We start from the raw sequence: 16215 nt of genomic DNA on the forward strand, positions 1-16215 counted from the left end.
ACCTTCCGATGGGGTGCCGACCGGGTACCGGGTGCGGGTGCCGGTCACTCGTTGACGAGGCTCGTGCTGTCGGAGAACTGGGACAGCCGGAACACCACGAACTCCGCCGGCTTCACCGGCGAGACCCCGATCTCGCAGATCACCTGGCCGAGGTCGATGGACTCCGGCGGGTTGTTCTCACGGTCGCACTTGACGTAGAAGGCCTCGGCCGCGGTCTGTCCGAACAGCGCCCCGCGCCGCCACTCCTCGGTGAGGAACGCGGTGATGTTCCGGCGGATGCTGGACCACAGCCGGTCGTCGTTGGGCTCGAAGACCACCCACTGGGTCCCCAGGAGGATGGACTCCTCCAGGTAGTTGAAGAGCCGGCGCACGTTCAGGTAGCGCCAGGCCGGGTCGGAGGAGAGGGTGCGCGCGCCCCAGATCCGGATGCCGCGCCCGGGGAAGGCCCGGACGCAGTTGACGCCGATCGGGTTCAGCAGGTCCTGTTCGCCCTTGCTGAGCCGGATCTCCAGGTCCACCGCGCCCCGGATGACCTCGTTGGCCGGCGCCTTGTGCACGCCGCGCTCGGCGTCGCTGCGCGCCCACACCCCGGAGACGTGCCCGCTCGGCGGGACCATGACGTTGCGCCCGGTCGCCGGGTCGAAGACCTTGATCCACGGGTAGTACAGGGCGGCGTAGCGGGAGTCGAAGCCCGCCTCGTCGTTGCGCCAGGTGCGCATCTGCTGGGCGTTGAGGCCGGGCGGCGGGTCCAGGACGGCGATCCGGTCGCCCATCTGCTCGCAGTGCGACATCACGGCCAGCTGGACGGTCCGCAGGCCCTCGCCGTCGATGTCGCCGCGCTGGTACGCGCTCATCAGGTCGGGCACCGCGACCATGGTGATCTCGTCGATCGCCTCCAGGCCGGAGAAGCCGGTGCGGTCGGCGGCGTCGCCGACGTACTCGGCGGGGTCGAGCCGGCCGGCGGCGGCCGCGACCGGTCCGGTGGCGGGCGCGGGGGCGGCGGCGAGGGCGTGGGCGCGGCGCTCGGGACGGCTCGGCGCGGTGCCGGGCTGCTCGGCGACGGCGACCAGCTTGGACTCCCGCAGCTGGGTGACGAGGTAGCCCTTGGTGCTCTTGCGGGTCGAGACGTCGTAGGTCTCCACGACCTCGGCGCCCCGGCGCACCAGCAGCCGGAAGCGGTCCTCGGGGACGTTCTCCCCCTCCGCGTCGGCGATCTCGACGGAGACCTCGCCGCCCGCGCCGGGCAGCGCGGAGAAGAGGAAGCCCGCGATCGCCACGGGCGCGGGCGCGCTCACGGCGGGGGCGGTGGCGCCGGGCGCCTGCCGGGCCGGGTCACCGACCCGCACCACGTAGGCGGAGCCGCCGCCGTTGGCGAAGAAGCCGTACACCGCGTGCGCCAGGTAGGTGCCCTCGGTGAACCCGCCGAACCGCTGGACGTACTGGTCCCAGTTGGTCACCAGCGTGGGCTCGTGGAAGGGACCGGTCTCGGCGAAGCCGACGAACGCGGCGACGGCCGTGCCGACGCCCTCGATCGGCCGGGCACCGGACTGGACCTCCTCCACGTACACACCCGGGGTGAGGTACGACGGCATTCGCGCTCCTTCGGTCGCCGGTCAGTCGCCCCCGAGTCTGCTGCGCGGGCTCCGGCCGGGGGAGGTCCGCGGGTCCCGGACCGGGGGCAAGAACGACTTCCCCCTGCGGGCAACCGCGCCGGTCGCCGGCGGTGCCGGGCGGGCGGCCGCGCCGTACGGCCGGTCCGGCGCGGCCGTAAGGCTTGTCCCGCGCGGGAGTACGGCCAGGCCCCGTCCGGCCGTCCGGTCAGTCCCGCCCGACGACGCCCAGCCACGGCCCGAACTCGCTCTCCAGCACCAGCCGGCCGAGCTTGCGGTACTCCCCGATCACGGCGGCGACCAGCTGCGCCATGCCCAGCGGGGTGCCCGCGCCGGCCGCGAGGTAGGCCGCGGAGACCGCGCAGGCCCGGATGGAGCCGCCGGTGAGTTCGAAGTTCCGGGCGCAGAAGTCCAGGTCGAGGTCGTCGCCCCGAGGCAGCCGCGGCCCCAGGCAGCGGTCCCACAGCACCCGCCGCTGTGCCTCGTCCGGCAGCGGGAACTCCGCGATGACGTCCAGTCGGCGGGTGAACGCCTCGTCGAGGTTGGCGCGCAGGTTGGACGTCAGCACGGCGATGCCCTCGAAGGACTCCATCCGCTGGAGCAGGTAGGCCGTCTCCACGTTGGCGTGGCGGTCCTGGGCGTCCTTGACCTGGGAGCGCTTGCCGAACAGCGCGTCCGCCTCGTCGAACAGCAACACGCCGTTGACCTGCGCGGCCTCGGTGAAGATGCGTTCCAGGTTCTTCTCGGTCTCGCCGATGTACTTGTCCACCACCGTGGACAGGTCCACCACGTACAGCTCCATGCCGAGCTCCGCGGCGACGACCTCGGCCGACATCGTCTTCCCGGTGCCCGACTCCCCCGCGAACAGCGCGATCACCCCGTTGCCGCGGCCGCCGCCCGGGCGCATCCGCCACTGGCCGAGCACCCGGTCGCGGTGCCGGGCCCGCAGCACGAGTTCGCGCAGCCGGCCCGCGGTGAGGTCGGGCAGCACCAGGTCGGCCCAGCCGACGGCGGGCTCGATCCGGCGCGCCAGCCGGGCCAGTCCGGCCGCGTTCTGCGCCCGCACGGCGGACCGCAGGTCCGCGGCGCGCACCGGGCGCCGCTCGGCGGCCGCCGTCCGGAGGGCCACCGAGGCGGCCCGTTCCAGCTTCTCCTGGTCCACCCGGTAGGCGGCCACCGCCTCGGCCAACTCCTCGCTCAGCGGCGCCGGTTCACGGCCGTCCGACGGCCGGGCGAGGGCCCGGGCCCACCGCTCGGACCGGCCGCGGGCGTCCGGTGGCGGGACGGTGACCACCACCGGGCTCTCCCGCGCCCAGTGCGGGTCCCACACCTGCGGGCCGTGCACGACCAGCGGGACGGACGCCAGGGCCGCGCACAGCTCGCGCAGCAGCGCGGCGCGCTCGGGCCGTTCGGGTTCCAGCCGGTCCAGCGGGCCGAGCAGCACGCCGCCGCCGGTCAGCCGGGCCTCGCGGGCGAGCGCCCGGACCAGGCCCGGCGTGGGGCGGGCGGCGAGCGCGGCGGCGTCGACGACCAGGGGCGGGGGCCCGTCGGCGGCGAGGGCGGCGACGGCCGGCGGGCCGGCGTACCCCTCCCGGTCCAGCAGGTGCACCAGTCCGCCGTTCGCCGCGGCCGCGCGCACCCGCCGGACGAAGTCCTCGGCGCCTCCGGTGTCCGGCGCTGCGGTGTCCGGCGCTTCCGTGCCGTGTGCTCCCGCGCTGTGCGCTCCCGTGCCGTACGCTCCGCCACCGGGCGCGGCGCGGTGCGCCAGGCCGTCGAGCGCGCCGTCCGGCTCGTCGTCGCCGAGCAGATGGGCCGTCACCCGGTCCGGCACCCGCAGGGTGCGGGAGAGCAGCGGGCGCTCCGGTTCGGCGACCTCCAGCAGGCCACCGGCGATCAGCGGGGCCCGTACGGCGAACCGGAAGCGGCCGGCGCCGGCGCCGGACAGTCCGCACAGTTCCAGGGCCAGCCCGACGGTCGGCCGGCGGCGGGTCAGGTCGTCGTTGAGGTAGCCGTAGAGCTGCTCGAAGCGGGTGTCGAGATCGGGGGCGAGGGCCACCAGCAGGAGGTCGAGGTCCACCGGGAGCAGCCCGAAGGCCTCGCTGAGCCGTGCCAGCCGTGAGCCGGGCGGCGGCGGGGCGGGGGCGTCCGCCCCGCCGTCGCGGTCGGCGCCGCGGTCACCGTCGCGGTCGGCGCCGCGGTCGCCGTCGCCTGGGTCCGCGGGGGCCCGGCAGACGGCGGAGGAGGTCGCGAGGATCCGCTCCACCGCCTCCGGGCTGAGGTACTGGCCGCGGTACGGGTCGTCCGGGTCGGGGTCGTCGGCCCGGCGCTCCCGCACCGCGGCCCGGACCCGCTGCTCGACCCGGTGCAGCCGCTCCCACAGGTGGTCGAGGCCGGCCGGCGCCCCGTCGGCGCGCGTGTCCGGCGTGTCCGGCGTGTCCGGCGCGGCAGGGGTGTCGGGGACGGCGGGGGTGTCGGGGACGGCAGGGGTGTCGGGGGCGGCGGGTGCGGCCACGGGGACCGGTCCGAGGTCGAGGCTCATCGCGCCCCGCCCCGGTGCCGGCGGCCCGGCGGCAGCGCGCGGTCCCTGGGCGCGGCGAAGCCGTCCGGGCCCGGGTCCGCGGCGCCGCGGTAGCGCAGCCGACGGCCCGGAACGTCCCCGGCGGCCGGAGCGTCCGGCCCGTCCGAACCGTCCGAACCGTCCGCGGTGGCGCCCACGGCCTGCCCGGACTCCCGGGACTCCCCGGCGCCCCCGGCCTGCCGGGAGGTGTCCTCGACCCGCGCTACCAGGCCCTCGGTGACCGGCGGCCCCACGGCGGTGCGCCCGCCCGGCAGCGGGGCGAGCACCCGCAGGTCGAGGGAGGGCCGCAGCTCCCCGCCGAGCGCGGACCAGACGTCCGACACCGACGGCAGACCGGTTTCGCGCCCGGAGATGTCGAGCCCGACGGTCAGTCCCTGCCGTTCCAGCGTCCCGGTGAGCAGCCGGGCGGGCAGCGCGTCCACGGCGGTCAGGCACTGCAACACCTCGGCCAGCAGACGGTGTTCGTCCTGCGGCCGGTTGGTCCAGACGGTGACCAGGTAGGCCAGCTCGAACCAGCGCGGGGCGGCGCGCAGGCCGGTCACCAGGCCGTCCGCGTCGTACTCCGAGACGGCGCCGGCCTGCCGACGGCTCGTCTCCTCGCGGATCCCGTACAGGAAGACGCTGACCGTCGGTGCGGTGCGCCGGGAGGCGAAGTCCTTGGTGGGCGCGTCGAAGACCACCTCGACCCCGCGGTCCGGCAGGCCGGCCTCGCCGAGCAGCAGCCGCAGCGCCTCGTCGACCTCGTGGATCACCGGCGCTCCACCTCCCCCGGCGGGCCGATGCTGCCCTCGACCACCAGGAAGGGGGTGGTCACCGGGGAGAACCCGGGGCCGTCGGCGGTGATGGTGCGCGGGCCGGTCTCGTCCTTGGGGAGGATGAGCAGCTGGCCGGCGAAGGTCCCGTCGGCCTTCGGGTAGGTGGGCGCGGCCGCGGCGGTGATGCCTGGCTGCCAGGTGAAGCGGACCGGTACGCCGGGCGGGAAGTCCACGCCGCGCACGGAGGTCACGAAGCCGGGCTTGCCGATCGGCGGCACCGCGACGATCCGGGGCTGCACGACGCGCAGCGGGGTGGTGGTCCGGTGCGGTCCGGGGGTGGCGTCGGTGCCGGTGGTGGTCAGGACCGCGGTGACGGTGGTGTCCAGCACCGCCACGGGGGACAGCACCACCCGGACGACCTGGCTGCCGCCCGGGGACAGGTCGGCCAGGGCGCAGGCGTCGGCCCGGCAGCCGGGGGGCAGGGCCTCGGTGGGCACGCCCGGGGGCAGGCCGAGGGCCAGCCGCAGCCCGGTGGCGAGGGCCCGGCCGGTGTTGCGCACGGTGTAGCTGACGGTCACGTGGCCGCCGACGTAGCCGGGGGCGGGCTGGGCGTCGACCGCCACGGTCGGGCCGGCCTGCGGCGGCGGTGGCGGGGCGGGCGCCGGGGGCACCGGGGGCGGCGGGGGTGCCGGCGCGGGCGTGGTGGTCGGGGTCGGGGCGGGCGTCGGGGTCGGAGTCGGGGACGGGGTGGGCGAGGCGGAGGGGGACGGGGTGGGAGACGGGGTCGGGGTGGGCGGGTCCTGGACCGGCAGCGCGGTGAGGGCGGAGTCGTCCCCGGGGTTGGGATCGGCCACCGCTCCGGTGACGGTCCAGCCGAACTGCTGGGTGCCGGTGCGGGTGCCGATCAGCCGGGCGGTCACGGTGACCACCGCGCCCGGGGCCAGGGTGCCGAGGTCGCAGCGCAGCGCCGCGGCGTCGCAGGTACCGACCGGGGTGGTGAGGGCGCCGAGCCGGGCGCCGGTCGGCACCGAGACGGTGAGGACGGTGCCGGGCGAGGGCGCGGGGCCCTTGTCGGTGACGGTGAGCGTCACGTCGGTGCCGCCGCCGACGGGGACGGCCGGGGTCCGGTCGGGGGCGTGCAGGGCCAGGTCGACGGACTGCTGGACGGCCGGCTCCTTCTGGCGTCCGGGCAGCCGCCGGTCGAGCGGGGTGAGCGTGCCGGCCGCGAAGTCGTAGAGGGCCAGGCTCTCCGGCGAGTTCGGCGGCAGCGCCCGGCGGGAGCTGAGCACCAGCTGCGCGCTGTTCGCCGTCCAGGCGACGTCGCGGGGCTGGAACGGCCCGGCGTCGGTGGTGTCGGGCAGCGGGCGGGTGCAGGCGTCCTTCTGCCCGCGCAGGGCGGCGGGCAGGACCACCGTGCAGTCCTCGCCGGTCGGCGAGGTGACCACGATCCCGTCCTGGTGGTTGTTGCCGCCGTTGCCGGCCTTGCGGTTGAAGGCGATGCGCCGGCCGTCGGGCGAGAACGCGGGGCTGTCGTCGATGACGGCGCAGTTGCCCGGGCAGATGGTCCGGCTGAGGTCGGTCTGCCGCGTGAGGTCGTCCGCGCGCGCCGTCCACAGGTGCAGGTTTCCCGCGTTGCCGTCGACCACGGCGGTGCGGGAGAAGACGATCAGCTTCCCGTCGGGGGACCAGAAGGGCTGGCCGTCCGAGGCTCCCGCCTGGCCGGCCGGGGGCTGGACGGTGCCGACGATCGCCCCGGTGGACATCTGGGCGATCAGGATCCGGCCCGGGCGGCCCGGGTCCTGCCCGGCGGCGGGGGTGCTGCGGCTGAACACCAGCAGCCGGCCGTCGGGTGAGACGGAGGGGTCGGTGTCCCGGTCGAGCGGGCCGCGCCCGGCGAGGTCCATCGGGTGCGGGTCGGCGCCGTCGGCGTCGGCCAGCCAGATCCGCTGGATCCGCCCGGCCGGCGCGTCCTCGTAGCGGGTGACCACGATCCGGCGGCCGTCGGGCGTGTAGGTCTGCCGCTCGAACCACGGGTCGTAGCCGGGGCGGGGGTGGAAGAGCGGGTCGGCGCCGGGGTCGGGGTCGGTGTTGGTGCCGGCGGCCGGGTCCTCCCTGAGCACGCTGATGCCGAGGTCGCGCGGGTCGGCGCCGTCGGGGCGGACGTCCTGGACGTCGGCGATGTTCGCGGCGGCGGCGCTGGTCTGCTCGACCACCGGGCCGCCCGCGGCCTGGGTGCCGAGCCAGGTCGGCGTGGCGATCGACCGGTCGGTGCGGTACAGCAGTTGGGGGTCGGTGCAGGAGCAGGTCGGCGCCCGGTACAGGTTGACGAGGGGCGGCTGCGCCGGGTCTGGCTGCGGCGGGTCGGTGCCGAGCCGGTCGGCGCTCAGGAAGAGCACTCCGGTGCCGTCGGCCAGCCAGGAGGCCGAGCCGGTCCGCCACGTGGAGCCGGTGCCGGGGAAGAAGGCCTTGTCACCGCCGGTGGGCGAGGTGAGCATCAGGGTCCGGCCCTGGCCGCCCTGGTCCCAGGTGTAGACGATCTGGTTCCGGTGCTCGTCGTCGTTCACCGGGTTCCAGGCCGGGTCGACGGCGTCGCCGCTGGTCACGTTGGTGACCTTGACCGGTGCGCCGCCCTCGTACGGCCGCAGGTAGATCTGCCGGTGCGCCGGGTCGCCGGTGCAGGAGTAGGCGATCCACTTGCCGTCGGGCGAGACCGTCGGGTGCGTCTCGTCGGCCGCGCCGTCGGTGAGCTTGCGCAGCCCGGAGCCGTCCCGGTCGACCACCCACAGCACGTGCTGGGTCCGGCCGCCGGTGCCGGGCTCCAGGGACTCGAACACCACGCCCTTGCCGTCCGGGGCCAGCGCGGGGTGGGCGGTGTCCATGCCGGTGGTGAGCCGGCGCACCGCGCCCGTCGCGTCGCGCAGGTAGACCTGGGGCAGCGGGCCGTCGCGCAGGCTGGTGAAGACCAGGTCGCCGCCGCGGGCGGAGGGGTCCTGGTCGAAGTGGATCGGGCCGGGCCCGAACAGCGGGTCGCTGGTCGCCGCGCCGGTGACCCGGCCGAGGCCGCGGTGGTCGGTGCCGGCGTAGACGATCCGGCCGGCCGCCGGGTCGGCGGCGGCGCCGGCGGCCGGGGTCGCGGGGGCGCCCTGCCCGCCGGGGGCGGCGGTGCCCAGGGTCACCACGGCCGTCGCCAGCGCGAGCAGGACCGCGACGGCGGCCCGGGCCGGCCGCCGGATGGAGCGGGGGGTGGCGGTGGCGCCGATCACGCTCGACCTCACTAGGTGGCAGGGGCGGTCTCCCCGCAGTCTCCCCGGCCCGGGCACCCGGGACCAGAGCCCGGGTGCCCGAGGCGGGGGTAACGAGCGGTGTCCCGCAAGGGCAACCCGGCGCAGCCGGACCGCCCCCGGAGCACGCGCGGACCGGCTTCCCGGACCGGCCCCGGAGCACCCCGCACCGACCGCGGCCCGACCCCGGACCGACCGGCCGGGCTGGGGCGGCGCTCAGATCAGCCCGCGCCGCATGGCGTACCCCACCGCGTGGGCCCGGTTGCGCAGGCCCAGCCGCGTGATGATCTCGTGCAGCACGTTCTTGACGGTGCGCTCGGAGTAGGAGGTCTTGGCGGCGATCTCACTGGTGTCGAAGCCCTCGGCGACCAGCCGGAGCATCTCGGTCTCCCGGGCGGTCAGCGTCGACAGGGTCATCCCCCGCCCGTCGAGCATGGTGCGCTGGAGCGCCCCGATCCGGTCGAGCAGTTCGCCGAGCAGGTCCCCGGGCATCACGCCCTCGCCGTTGGCCAGTGCGGTGATGAGGTGCACCAGCCGGTCCTGGTCCGCCTCCGAGCGGCGCAGTACGGCGGCGACCCCGTACTCCACGATCGTCTGCAGCCCGCCGGCCTCGAACTGCCCCACCACCAGGCCTATCCGGCCCGAGGTGGCGAGCCGCAGCCGACGCAGGTGCTCGGCCACGGTCTCGGTCAGGGCGTCGACCACCAGCAGCGAGACCTCCGCTTCGGCCGCCTCGCTCTCGCTGAGCAGCTCCACCTCGGGCCGTTGGCGCAGTTGCTGGACCACGCCGGTCTGCAGGATGAGGTCCTCCGCGTACACCGCCACGCGCACCTGGGCCTGCCTCCCGCGCTGGGCGGGGACGACGAAGCCGGAGCGCCGGGCGCCGGCGGACGGCGGGGTCTGCCCGGCCCGACGGGGTGTGACGGCTTCCTCACGGGTGGTATCCGTCGACGTCATCGAACTCTTCCTCTCTCCGAAGCGGTAGGTGTGTTGACGGCCCGTCCGCCGAGGGCCGGGGCCGGCTGTCGGCCCGGGTGGTGCGCACGCCCGGAGCGCGGGGTGAGCCGCGACGGCACCAGGCAGGGTCCGTCCGTCCGCGCGGGCAAGCGGTGTGCCCACGGCTTGCCCGCGCGGCCCTCTCCCCGGAGCGGCCTCCGGCCCTACCGTCACGCCATGACCACATCCGCCGAACTCGGCCTGCCCGCGCTGACGGTGGCGCCCGGTGGCGTGGCCACCACGACCCTGACGGTACGCAACGACCTCGACATCGTTGAGGCGTACACGCTGGAGGTGGTCGGTGACTGCGCCCCGTGGACGACGGTCGAGCCGGCCAGGATCTCGCTCTTCCCGGGGACGTCCGAGACGGTGACGGTGCGCCTGGCCCCGCCGCGCTCGAGTGCCGCCCGGGCCGGTGAATTCCCGCTCGGCGTCCGGGTGCTGCCGACCGAGCGGGCCGATCTGGTGACCGTCCCGGAGGCCACGGTCACCGTCACGCCGTTCCACGAGCTGCAGGCCGCACTGGCCCCGCGGCGGCGCCGCGGCTGGCTGCGCGGACGCTACCGGACCTCGGTGCGCAACCTCGGGAACGCCCCCGGCACCGTCGCCCTCGCCCCCGGGCAGGCCGGCGAGGACCTGCGGTTCCGGATCACCCCGGAGCGGCTGCGCCTCGAACCCGGCGAGTCCGCCGAGCTGCGGGTGCAGGCCCGCGCGCGCAAGCTGATCTGGTTCGGCAAGCCGGCGTCCTGGCCGTTCGAGGTCGCGGTCGGCCCGCTGCAGGGCACGGACGGCAAGGGTCCGGGCAGCCCGGACGGCGCGGCGGGCCGGGGCGCGGAGGCCGCCGGTCCGGCCGGGCGGAGCGGGGGCGCGGACGGCGGGGGCGCGGACGGCGCGGCCGGGAGCACTCCGACCGCTCCCCTGACGGCCGCCCAACGGCCCGTCCTGGAAGCCGAGTTCCTTCAACTGCCGATCCTCCCCAAGTGGCTGCTCGCACTGCTGGCGGCGCTGATCGCGCTGTTGCTGGCCTGGTTCGCGCTGGTCCGCCCGGCGGTGCGCAGCTCCGCGAAGCAGGCCGCCGAGAAGGTCGTCGCCCAGCAGAGCGCCACCCCGGCTGCGCCCTCCGCCGCTCCCGGGGCCGGCGGGTCGGCGACCCCCGCCGGCGGGAACGCCGGCTCCGGCGGCCAGGCCAAGCCGGGCACCGGCCAGGCGAGTCCGGGCACCGGCGGCCGCGGCGCCGGCGGCCTGGCGGTACCGGGGACGGGACAGCAGAGCTCCGCCACGATCGACGTGCAGACCGCGGGCGGCGCGTCCGCCGTGGGCAGCTACCAGGTGCCGCACGGCAAGGTCTTCGACATCACGGACCTCGTGGTGGCCAACTTCCAGGGCGACCAAGGACTAGTGACCATCACGGCCGGGAACCAGACGATCACCACGATCGCGTTGGAGACCTTCCGCAACCAGGACTACCACTGGGTGACGCCGATCCAGGTCGGCGAGGACCAGCCGGTGACGGCGAGCGTGAGCTGTGAGACGCCGGGCACTCCGGCCTCCGGCAAGCAGGCGGCCACCTGCCACGAACTCCTCAACATCAGCGGCGCGTTGAGCGACATCAGGCAGGGGAACTGAATCGGCGTACAGGGCGGGCCAACCCTTTCCGGACAGCCGGGGAGGGTGGGCCGCCCCCGAGTGCCACAACGATGCGGACGGGCCCCTTCCGGCCCGTCCGTTTTCGATCCCCCACCGGTATCTCCTCCTACGGCCCGTGACCATGTCAACACCGGCCGCACACCCTGGCCGGTTCACAACCTCCGCCCCGAGGCCGGAGGACCGCCCCGGCGCGGGCCTCCTGCCCTCCCGGGCAACCGGACGGGGCCCGCCGGGGCAAGCAGCCCTGCCCCCCGCGGCGGCCGGGTCTGCCCCGGCGCACCACCGGCAGGCCGCCGGTCCGGCCATGCCGTTGCCCTTTCCAACCATCCGCGCCGCCCGCCCCGCACCCCGGCCGCGCCGGCCGCGCGCCCCCGCCGCCCGCGCCCCCGATCCCGTCCGGCGGGACCGTACGAATCCGGCCAAGCACGGCAGACCGTGCACGACCGACGGCGAGTACGTCCCGGCGCCCGATCCGGGCGCGCCGACCCTCCGCACACCTCCACCGGCTCGGGATCGACCGGCCGGGGCGTGGCTCCTCGGCCGGAGCGGGCCGCCGGCCGGTCCGCCCGCGACGTCCGCGGTGATCCGGAGCCGCTCCCCGCCCGTCTCACCTGACGGGACTTTCAGCATGCGGAGCGATCTTGGCGCGTACCCCCGGTAGAGTGGTGGATCGTGGCCAGTCGTAAAACGTCGATCATGGAAGCAGCGGCGCGGGTGATCGCGCGACGCGGAGTGCGCGGGCTGCGGGTGGAGGAACTCGCCGCAGAGGCGGGCGTCTCCACCGCGCTGATCTACTACCACTTCAAGGACCGTACGGGGATCCTCCGGCAGACCCTGGAGTTCATCAACGACCGGGCGGAGCGGTACACGACCGAGCGCGACGCGGACGCACCGCCGCTGACGGCCCGCGAGGAGTTGGAGCAGACGCTGCTGCTGGAACTCCAGGACACCGTCGAGGTGCGGGAGAACAGCACCGCCTGGGGCGAACTGCGGGCGAGCGCGGTGTTCGACGAGACCCTGCGCGAGGACCTGGCGCGGGCCACCCGGATCTGGGTGCAGGAGATCGCCGAACTGCTCGGCACCGTGCAGCCGATGTCGTCGGCGGTCGCGCTGGCCGGCGCGGCGGAGCGGCTGACCGCGCTGCTGGAGGGCCTGAGCACGCGGTGGCTGAGCGGCAGCCTGCCGTTGGCGCACGCCCGCACGCTGATGGTCGAGGCGATCGACACCGAGGTCTCCCGGCTCGGCGCCTGATCCCGCGCCGCCCGCGAGCCCCCGGTCCGCCCCCGGTCCGCCTCTGAGCCGCTTCCGGTCGCTCCTGATCCGCTCCCGATCCGTACGGAACGCCCTGGACGCCCGGAACCGTCGGAACCGTCGTGCCGCGCCCCGCGTCCGTCAAGGATGCGTCAACGCCACGCCCGTCGGTTTGACTGATTTTTCAGTCAGTGCGAGCCTGAACCCGCAGGCAGGGCGCTGCCGCCGGCCCGCCCCGCCGTGCGGTGGGGCGCCGCGACGCCAAGAGTGGAGTCGTCGGCCGCGCGCACCCCGCCCGTGCACCGTCGCACGATCTGGAGACCCTCATGACCCACTACCGCGATGACCGTTCCGCCGAGGCCTACCCCTGGGTGCCGGCGGACGACGCCCCGCACGCCCGGACCTGGATGTCCTGGCCCTCCCGCCGGGGCGTGTGGGGACTGCGCCTGGGCGGCGTCCAGGAGGACATCGCCCTGATCGCGCGCACCATCGCCGAGTTCGAGCCGGTGGTGATGTGCGCCCCCGACGACTGGACGGCGGACAAGGCCCGGTCCCGGTGCGGCTCCGCCGTCGAGGTGATCAGCGACATCCCCACCGACGACCTGTGGATGCGCGACACCGCGCCGGTGTTCCGCCGGGACGGGTACGGCGGGCTGGACGCCATGGTCCTCAACTTCAACGGCTGGGGCAACAAGCAGGTGCACCACGACGACGCCCGGGTCGCCGAGCTGGTCGCCGCCCGCCGGGGCCTGCGCCACACCTATGCGGACTTCGTCGGCGAGGGCGGGGCGATCGAGACGGACGGCGACGGCACGGTGATGGCCACCGAGAGCAGCCTGGTCAACAAGAACCGCAACCGCGGCATGAGCAGGGACGAGATCGAGGAGGCCGTCCTGGAGGCCTACGGCGCCGACACGATGATCTGGCTGCCGGGCATCAAGGGCCAGGACATCACCGACGACCACGTGGACGTCACCTCCCGCTTCGTCCGCCCCGGCGTGGTGATGGTGCAGCTGCCGCCCGCCGACCGCAACGACGTCTGGGCCCGCGACGCCCGCGAGCAGTTCGCCATCCTGTCCGCCGCCACCGACGCCCGCGGCCGCCGCCTCCAGGTCATCCCGGTGCACGGCCCGGACACCGTCCGCTCCCGCAGCTCGAAGTTCGTCGACTCCTACCTCAACTTCCACGTCGTCAACGGCGGTGTCGTCACCGCCCAGTTCGGCGACCCGTACAAGGACGCCGCCGCCAAGGAGGCGCTCGCCGCGGCCTTCCCCGGCCGCGAGGTGGTGCAGATCGACGTCGACCGGCTGATGGCCGGGGGCGGCGGCATCCACTGCTCGACCATGCACGAGCCCCTGCCGTAGCCACGGCCGGACCCACGAACACAGCCACAGCCGCAGCCACACCCACGGCCGCACCTGCACCCGCAGCCACGGCCGCTGTCGATGTCGCTGTCGCTGTCGCTGTCGCTGTCGCGACGAGAGCCGTCACGACGGCCACGGATTCCCCCTGCCACGCCCCCACCCACCCCCTCCCCCCGCTGGAGTTCCGCATGCCCAACGACCTGTCCCGCCGCAGCCTGATGCGCTCCCTCGCCGGCGTCGGCCTCGGTGTCGGCGCGCTCACCCTCGGCCTCACCGCCTGCGACCCCAACGGCATCGAGGACCCCGAGGGCGCCGTGCCGCCCCAGCGGCCCGGAGGCACCCCCGGGGTGCGCCGCTTCGGCGCCGAGTGGGACAAGCACCTGCGCACGGTGATGTCCTGGCCCGCCTCCGAGAACGTCTGGGGCGAGCAGCTCCCGGACGTCCGCCGGGACGTGGCCGGGCTGGCGCAGGCCATCGCGGCCCGCGAGCCGGTGGTGCTGATGGCCCGCCCGGAGCAGAAGGACGCGGCGCAGAAGGCCTGCGGCTCGGCCGTCGAGGTGGTGCCGATCGCCGTCGACGACCTGTGGGCCCGGGACACCCTGCCGGTGTTCGTGGAGGAGGGCGGCACGATCAAGGGCGTCGACTTCAACTTCAACGGCTGGGGCGGGAAGCAGCAGCGCGGCAACGACTCCAAGGTCGCCCGCACGGTGCTGGCGAAGTACGGCGTCGAGCGGATCGAGACCCGGCTGGTCGCCGAGGGCGGCTCGTTCGAGACCGACGGCCAGGGCACGCTGATGGTCACGGAGAGCTCCGTCGTCAACGACAACCGCAACCCGGGCATGAGCCGGGACCAGGTCGAGGCCGAGCTGAAGAAGGTGCTCGGCGTGACCAAGGTGATCTGGCTGGCCGGCGTCAAGGGCAAGGACATCACCGACGCCCACGTCGACTGCCTGGCCCGCTTCGTCGCGCCGGGCGTGGTCCTGCTCGACCAGGCCTTCCCCGGCACCCCGCCGGACGTCTGGTCCCGTTCCGCCGACCAGGCCCGCTCCGTTCTGAAGGACGCCACCGACGCGACGGGCAGGAAGCTCCAGGTGGTGGAGCTCCAGCAGCCGGACCCGGACAGGATCACCGGGCGCGGTGACGCCTTCGTCTCCTCGTACATGAACTTCTACATCGGCACGAAGGGCGTCTACCTGCCGAAGTTCGGCGACGCCCGGGCGGACGGGCGGGCGCAGCAGATCATGAAGCAGTACTTCCCGGGCCGGGAGATCGTGCCCGTCAAGATCGACGCGATCGCCGCCGGTGGCGGCGGCATCCACTGCGCCACCCACGACATCCCGGCCCTCGGCTGACCGTCCCTTCGCCCGGCCCCCGGCCGGGACGCCCGGGGGGTGTCCCGGCCGGGGGCCGCCTCAGGCGGCGGGCTGCTGCTGGGTGACGCAGTGGATGCCGCCGCCGCCCGCGCCGAGGTAGTCGATGTCGAGCTGTTCCACGGTGCGGCCGGGGAACAGCCGGGCGAGGGTGGCCTTGGCCGCGGCGTCGGCCCGGGTGTCGCCGAACTGCGCGGAGATCACCGCGCCGTTGCACAGGTAGTAGTTGGCGTAGGAGCCGACGAAGTTCGGGTCGGTCGAGCGGATGAGGTTGTAGTCGGGCCCCTGGATCCGGCTGACCGTGAAGGGGGTGCCCTGGGCGCTGGTGGAGGTGGTCAGGGTCTTGTACTGCTGCCGTGCGTCGTTCGACCAGACGTCGGTGTCGCTCGCCAGGGGCACCTGGACGGCGGCCGCGCCGGCGCCGAGGAAGCGGGAGGTGGCGTCCACGTGGTCGTCGGTGATGTCCTGGCCGGCGATCCCGGGGAACCAGATCACCTTGCCGGCCCCGTACGCGGCGCACATGGCACCCTCGATCGCGGCCTGCGACATGCCGGGGTTGCGGTTGTCGTTGATGATGCTGCTCCGGGTGGCCATCAGTGTCCCGGCGCCGTCGGTCTCGACGGCGCCGCCCTCGGCGACCAGGCCGGCGGCGGTGAACGGCAGGCCGAGGTGGGCGGCGAGCCGGCCGGCGACCAGGGCGTCGTTGCCGTGCGGGTTCTGGTGGTTGCCCCAGCCGTTGAAGTTGAGGCCGATGGTGTCCAGGCCGCCCGCGCCGTCGGTGCGGAAGACCGGTCCGGTGTCGCGCATCCAGCAGTCGTCGACCGGGATGTCCCCGATGACGGTGACGGTCGAGCCGCACATCGACCGGGCCTTGGCCACGGCGGCGGGGTTGGCGCACACCGTCACCGGCTCGTACTTGGCGATGGTCCTCGCGATGAGGGCGATGTTCGCCTGGACGCCGCCGAGCTTGCCGCGCCAGATGGTGGTGCTGTCCGGCCAGGCCATCCAGGTCCGGGTGTGCGGGACGGTGTCCGGCGGCACCCGGTAGCCGGTGGCGGCGGCCGGGCCGGGGGTGGTGCGGCGCCGGGCCGCCAGCGCGGGCGCGCCGGTCGCGGCGGTGAGCGCGGCACCGGCGGCGGTGAGCCCGGCGACCGTCAGGAACCGGCGCCGGCCGAGTCGTGCGTCGAGCTCCGCGTGGGGTCTGGAGCTGTCCTCCATCACTGCCTCCCTGTCAACAGCCGCTGCTCGTGCAGCAGTTGACCGAAAAGGTAAAACTGGCCAAGCGCTCGGTCAATACTTTGCGCAGCCCGGAGCGCAAGGATCACCACCGATCCGCTCCGGCCGCCCCCACCCGGTGGCTACA

10 protein-coding genes are annotated in these 16215 nt (G+C 75.1%); 4 read left to right on the forward strand and 6 right to left on the reverse strand.

Going from position 1 to position 16215, the window contains the following annotated elements; translation table 11 throughout:
- Window positions 1–44: 44 nt before the first annotated feature.
- From ACZ6Y7_RS35165 to ACZ6Y7_RS35185, 5 genes are all read right to left on the reverse strand, one after another.
- Window positions 45–1592, reverse strand: coding sequence for a phage tail sheath family protein (locus ACZ6Y7_RS35165; protein WP_465762017.1), 1548 nt, complete (start codon window positions 1590–1592; stop codon window positions 45–47).
- Window positions 1593–1818: 226 nt separating this feature from the next.
- Complete coding sequence (locus tag ACZ6Y7_RS35170) at window positions 1819–4149, reverse strand: ATP-binding protein (RefSeq protein ID WP_465762018.1); 2331 nt, start codon at window positions 4147–4149, stop codon at window positions 1819–1821.
- Window positions 4146–4940, reverse strand: coding sequence for a Pvc16 family protein (locus tag ACZ6Y7_RS35175; protein WP_465762019.1), 795 nt, complete (start codon window positions 4938–4940; stop codon window positions 4146–4148). The genes ACZ6Y7_RS35170 and ACZ6Y7_RS35175 overlap by 4 nt, the downstream gene beginning before the upstream one ends.
- Entirely contained in the window at window positions 4937–8203 is a 3267-nt protein-coding gene (locus ACZ6Y7_RS35180; RefSeq protein WP_465762042.1) for a hypothetical protein, read from the reverse strand. The genes ACZ6Y7_RS35175 and ACZ6Y7_RS35180 overlap by 4 nt, the downstream gene beginning before the upstream one ends.
- A 237-nt stretch (window positions 8204–8440) precedes the next feature.
- Window positions 8441–9181 carry a helix-turn-helix transcriptional regulator gene (locus ACZ6Y7_RS35185; protein ID WP_465762020.1) on the reverse strand — a complete coding sequence of 247 codons (741 nt, stop codon included), beginning with the start codon at window positions 9179–9181 and terminating at the stop codon, window positions 8441–8443.
- 216 nt (window positions 9182–9397) lie between these two features.
- On the opposite strand from ACZ6Y7_RS35185, the gene ACZ6Y7_RS35190 reads away from it, so the two are divergent.
- From ACZ6Y7_RS35190 to ACZ6Y7_RS35205, 4 genes are all read left to right on the forward strand, one after another.
- Window positions 9398–10846 carry a COG1470 family protein gene (locus ACZ6Y7_RS35190; protein WP_465762021.1) on the forward strand — a complete coding sequence of 483 codons (1449 nt, stop codon included), beginning with the start codon at window positions 9398–9400 and terminating at the stop codon, window positions 10844–10846.
- A gap of 717 nt (window positions 10847–11563) precedes the next feature.
- Window positions 11564–12118, forward strand: coding sequence for a TetR/AcrR family transcriptional regulator (locus ACZ6Y7_RS35195; protein ID WP_465762022.1), 555 nt, complete (start codon window positions 11564–11566; stop codon window positions 12116–12118).
- A gap of 326 nt (window positions 12119–12444) precedes the next feature.
- Window positions 12445–13482, forward strand: coding sequence for an agmatine deiminase family protein (locus ACZ6Y7_RS35200; protein ID WP_465762023.1), 1038 nt, complete (start codon window positions 12445–12447; stop codon window positions 13480–13482).
- A 188-nt stretch (window positions 13483–13670) separates the two neighbouring features.
- Complete coding sequence (locus tag ACZ6Y7_RS35205) at window positions 13671–14834, forward strand: agmatine deiminase family protein (protein WP_465762024.1); 1164 nt, start codon at window positions 13671–13673, stop codon at window positions 14832–14834.
- Window positions 14835–14894: 60 nt separating this feature from the next.
- Here ACZ6Y7_RS35205 and ACZ6Y7_RS35210 read toward each other — a convergent pair whose 3' ends face one another.
- Window positions 14895–16070, reverse strand: a complete 1176-nt coding sequence (locus tag ACZ6Y7_RS35210) for an agmatine deiminase family protein (protein WP_465762025.1) — start codon at window positions 16068–16070, stop codon at window positions 14895–14897.
- Window positions 16071–16215: the final 145 nt, after the last annotated feature.

This window comes from Kitasatospora sp. NPDC053308, from assembly GCF_055585785.1.

What these genes read in the sequence shown, in the direction of transcription:
- ACZ6Y7_RS35185 (WP_465762020.1), bottom strand. Translation starts at nt 9,181, where the DNA reads ATGACGTCGACGGATACCACCCGTGAGGAAGCCGTCACACCCCGTCGG.
- ACZ6Y7_RS35170 (WP_465762018.1), bottom strand. Translation starts at nt 4,149, where the DNA reads ATGAGCCTCGACCTCGGACCGGTCCCCGTGGCCGCACCCGCCGCCCCC.
- ACZ6Y7_RS35200 (WP_465762023.1), top strand. Translation starts at nt 12,445, where the DNA reads ATGACCCACTACCGCGATGACCGTTCCGCCGAGGCCTACCCCTGGGTG.
- ACZ6Y7_RS35210 (WP_465762025.1), bottom strand. Translation starts at nt 16,070, where the DNA reads ATGGAGGACAGCTCCAGACCCCACGCGGAGCTCGACGCACGACTCGGC.
- ACZ6Y7_RS35205 (WP_465762024.1), top strand. Translation starts at nt 13,671, where the DNA reads ATGCCCAACGACCTGTCCCGCCGCAGCCTGATGCGCTCCCTCGCCGGC.
- ACZ6Y7_RS35165 (WP_465762017.1), bottom strand. Translation starts at nt 1,592, where the DNA reads ATGCCGTCGTACCTCACCCCGGGTGTGTACGTGGAGGAGGTCCAGTCC.
- ACZ6Y7_RS35195 (WP_465762022.1), top strand. Translation starts at nt 11,564, where the DNA reads ATGGAAGCAGCGGCGCGGGTGATCGCGCGACGCGGAGTGCGCGGGCTG.
- ACZ6Y7_RS35190 (WP_465762021.1), top strand. Translation starts at nt 9,398, where the DNA reads ATGACCACATCCGCCGAACTCGGCCTGCCCGCGCTGACGGTGGCGCCC.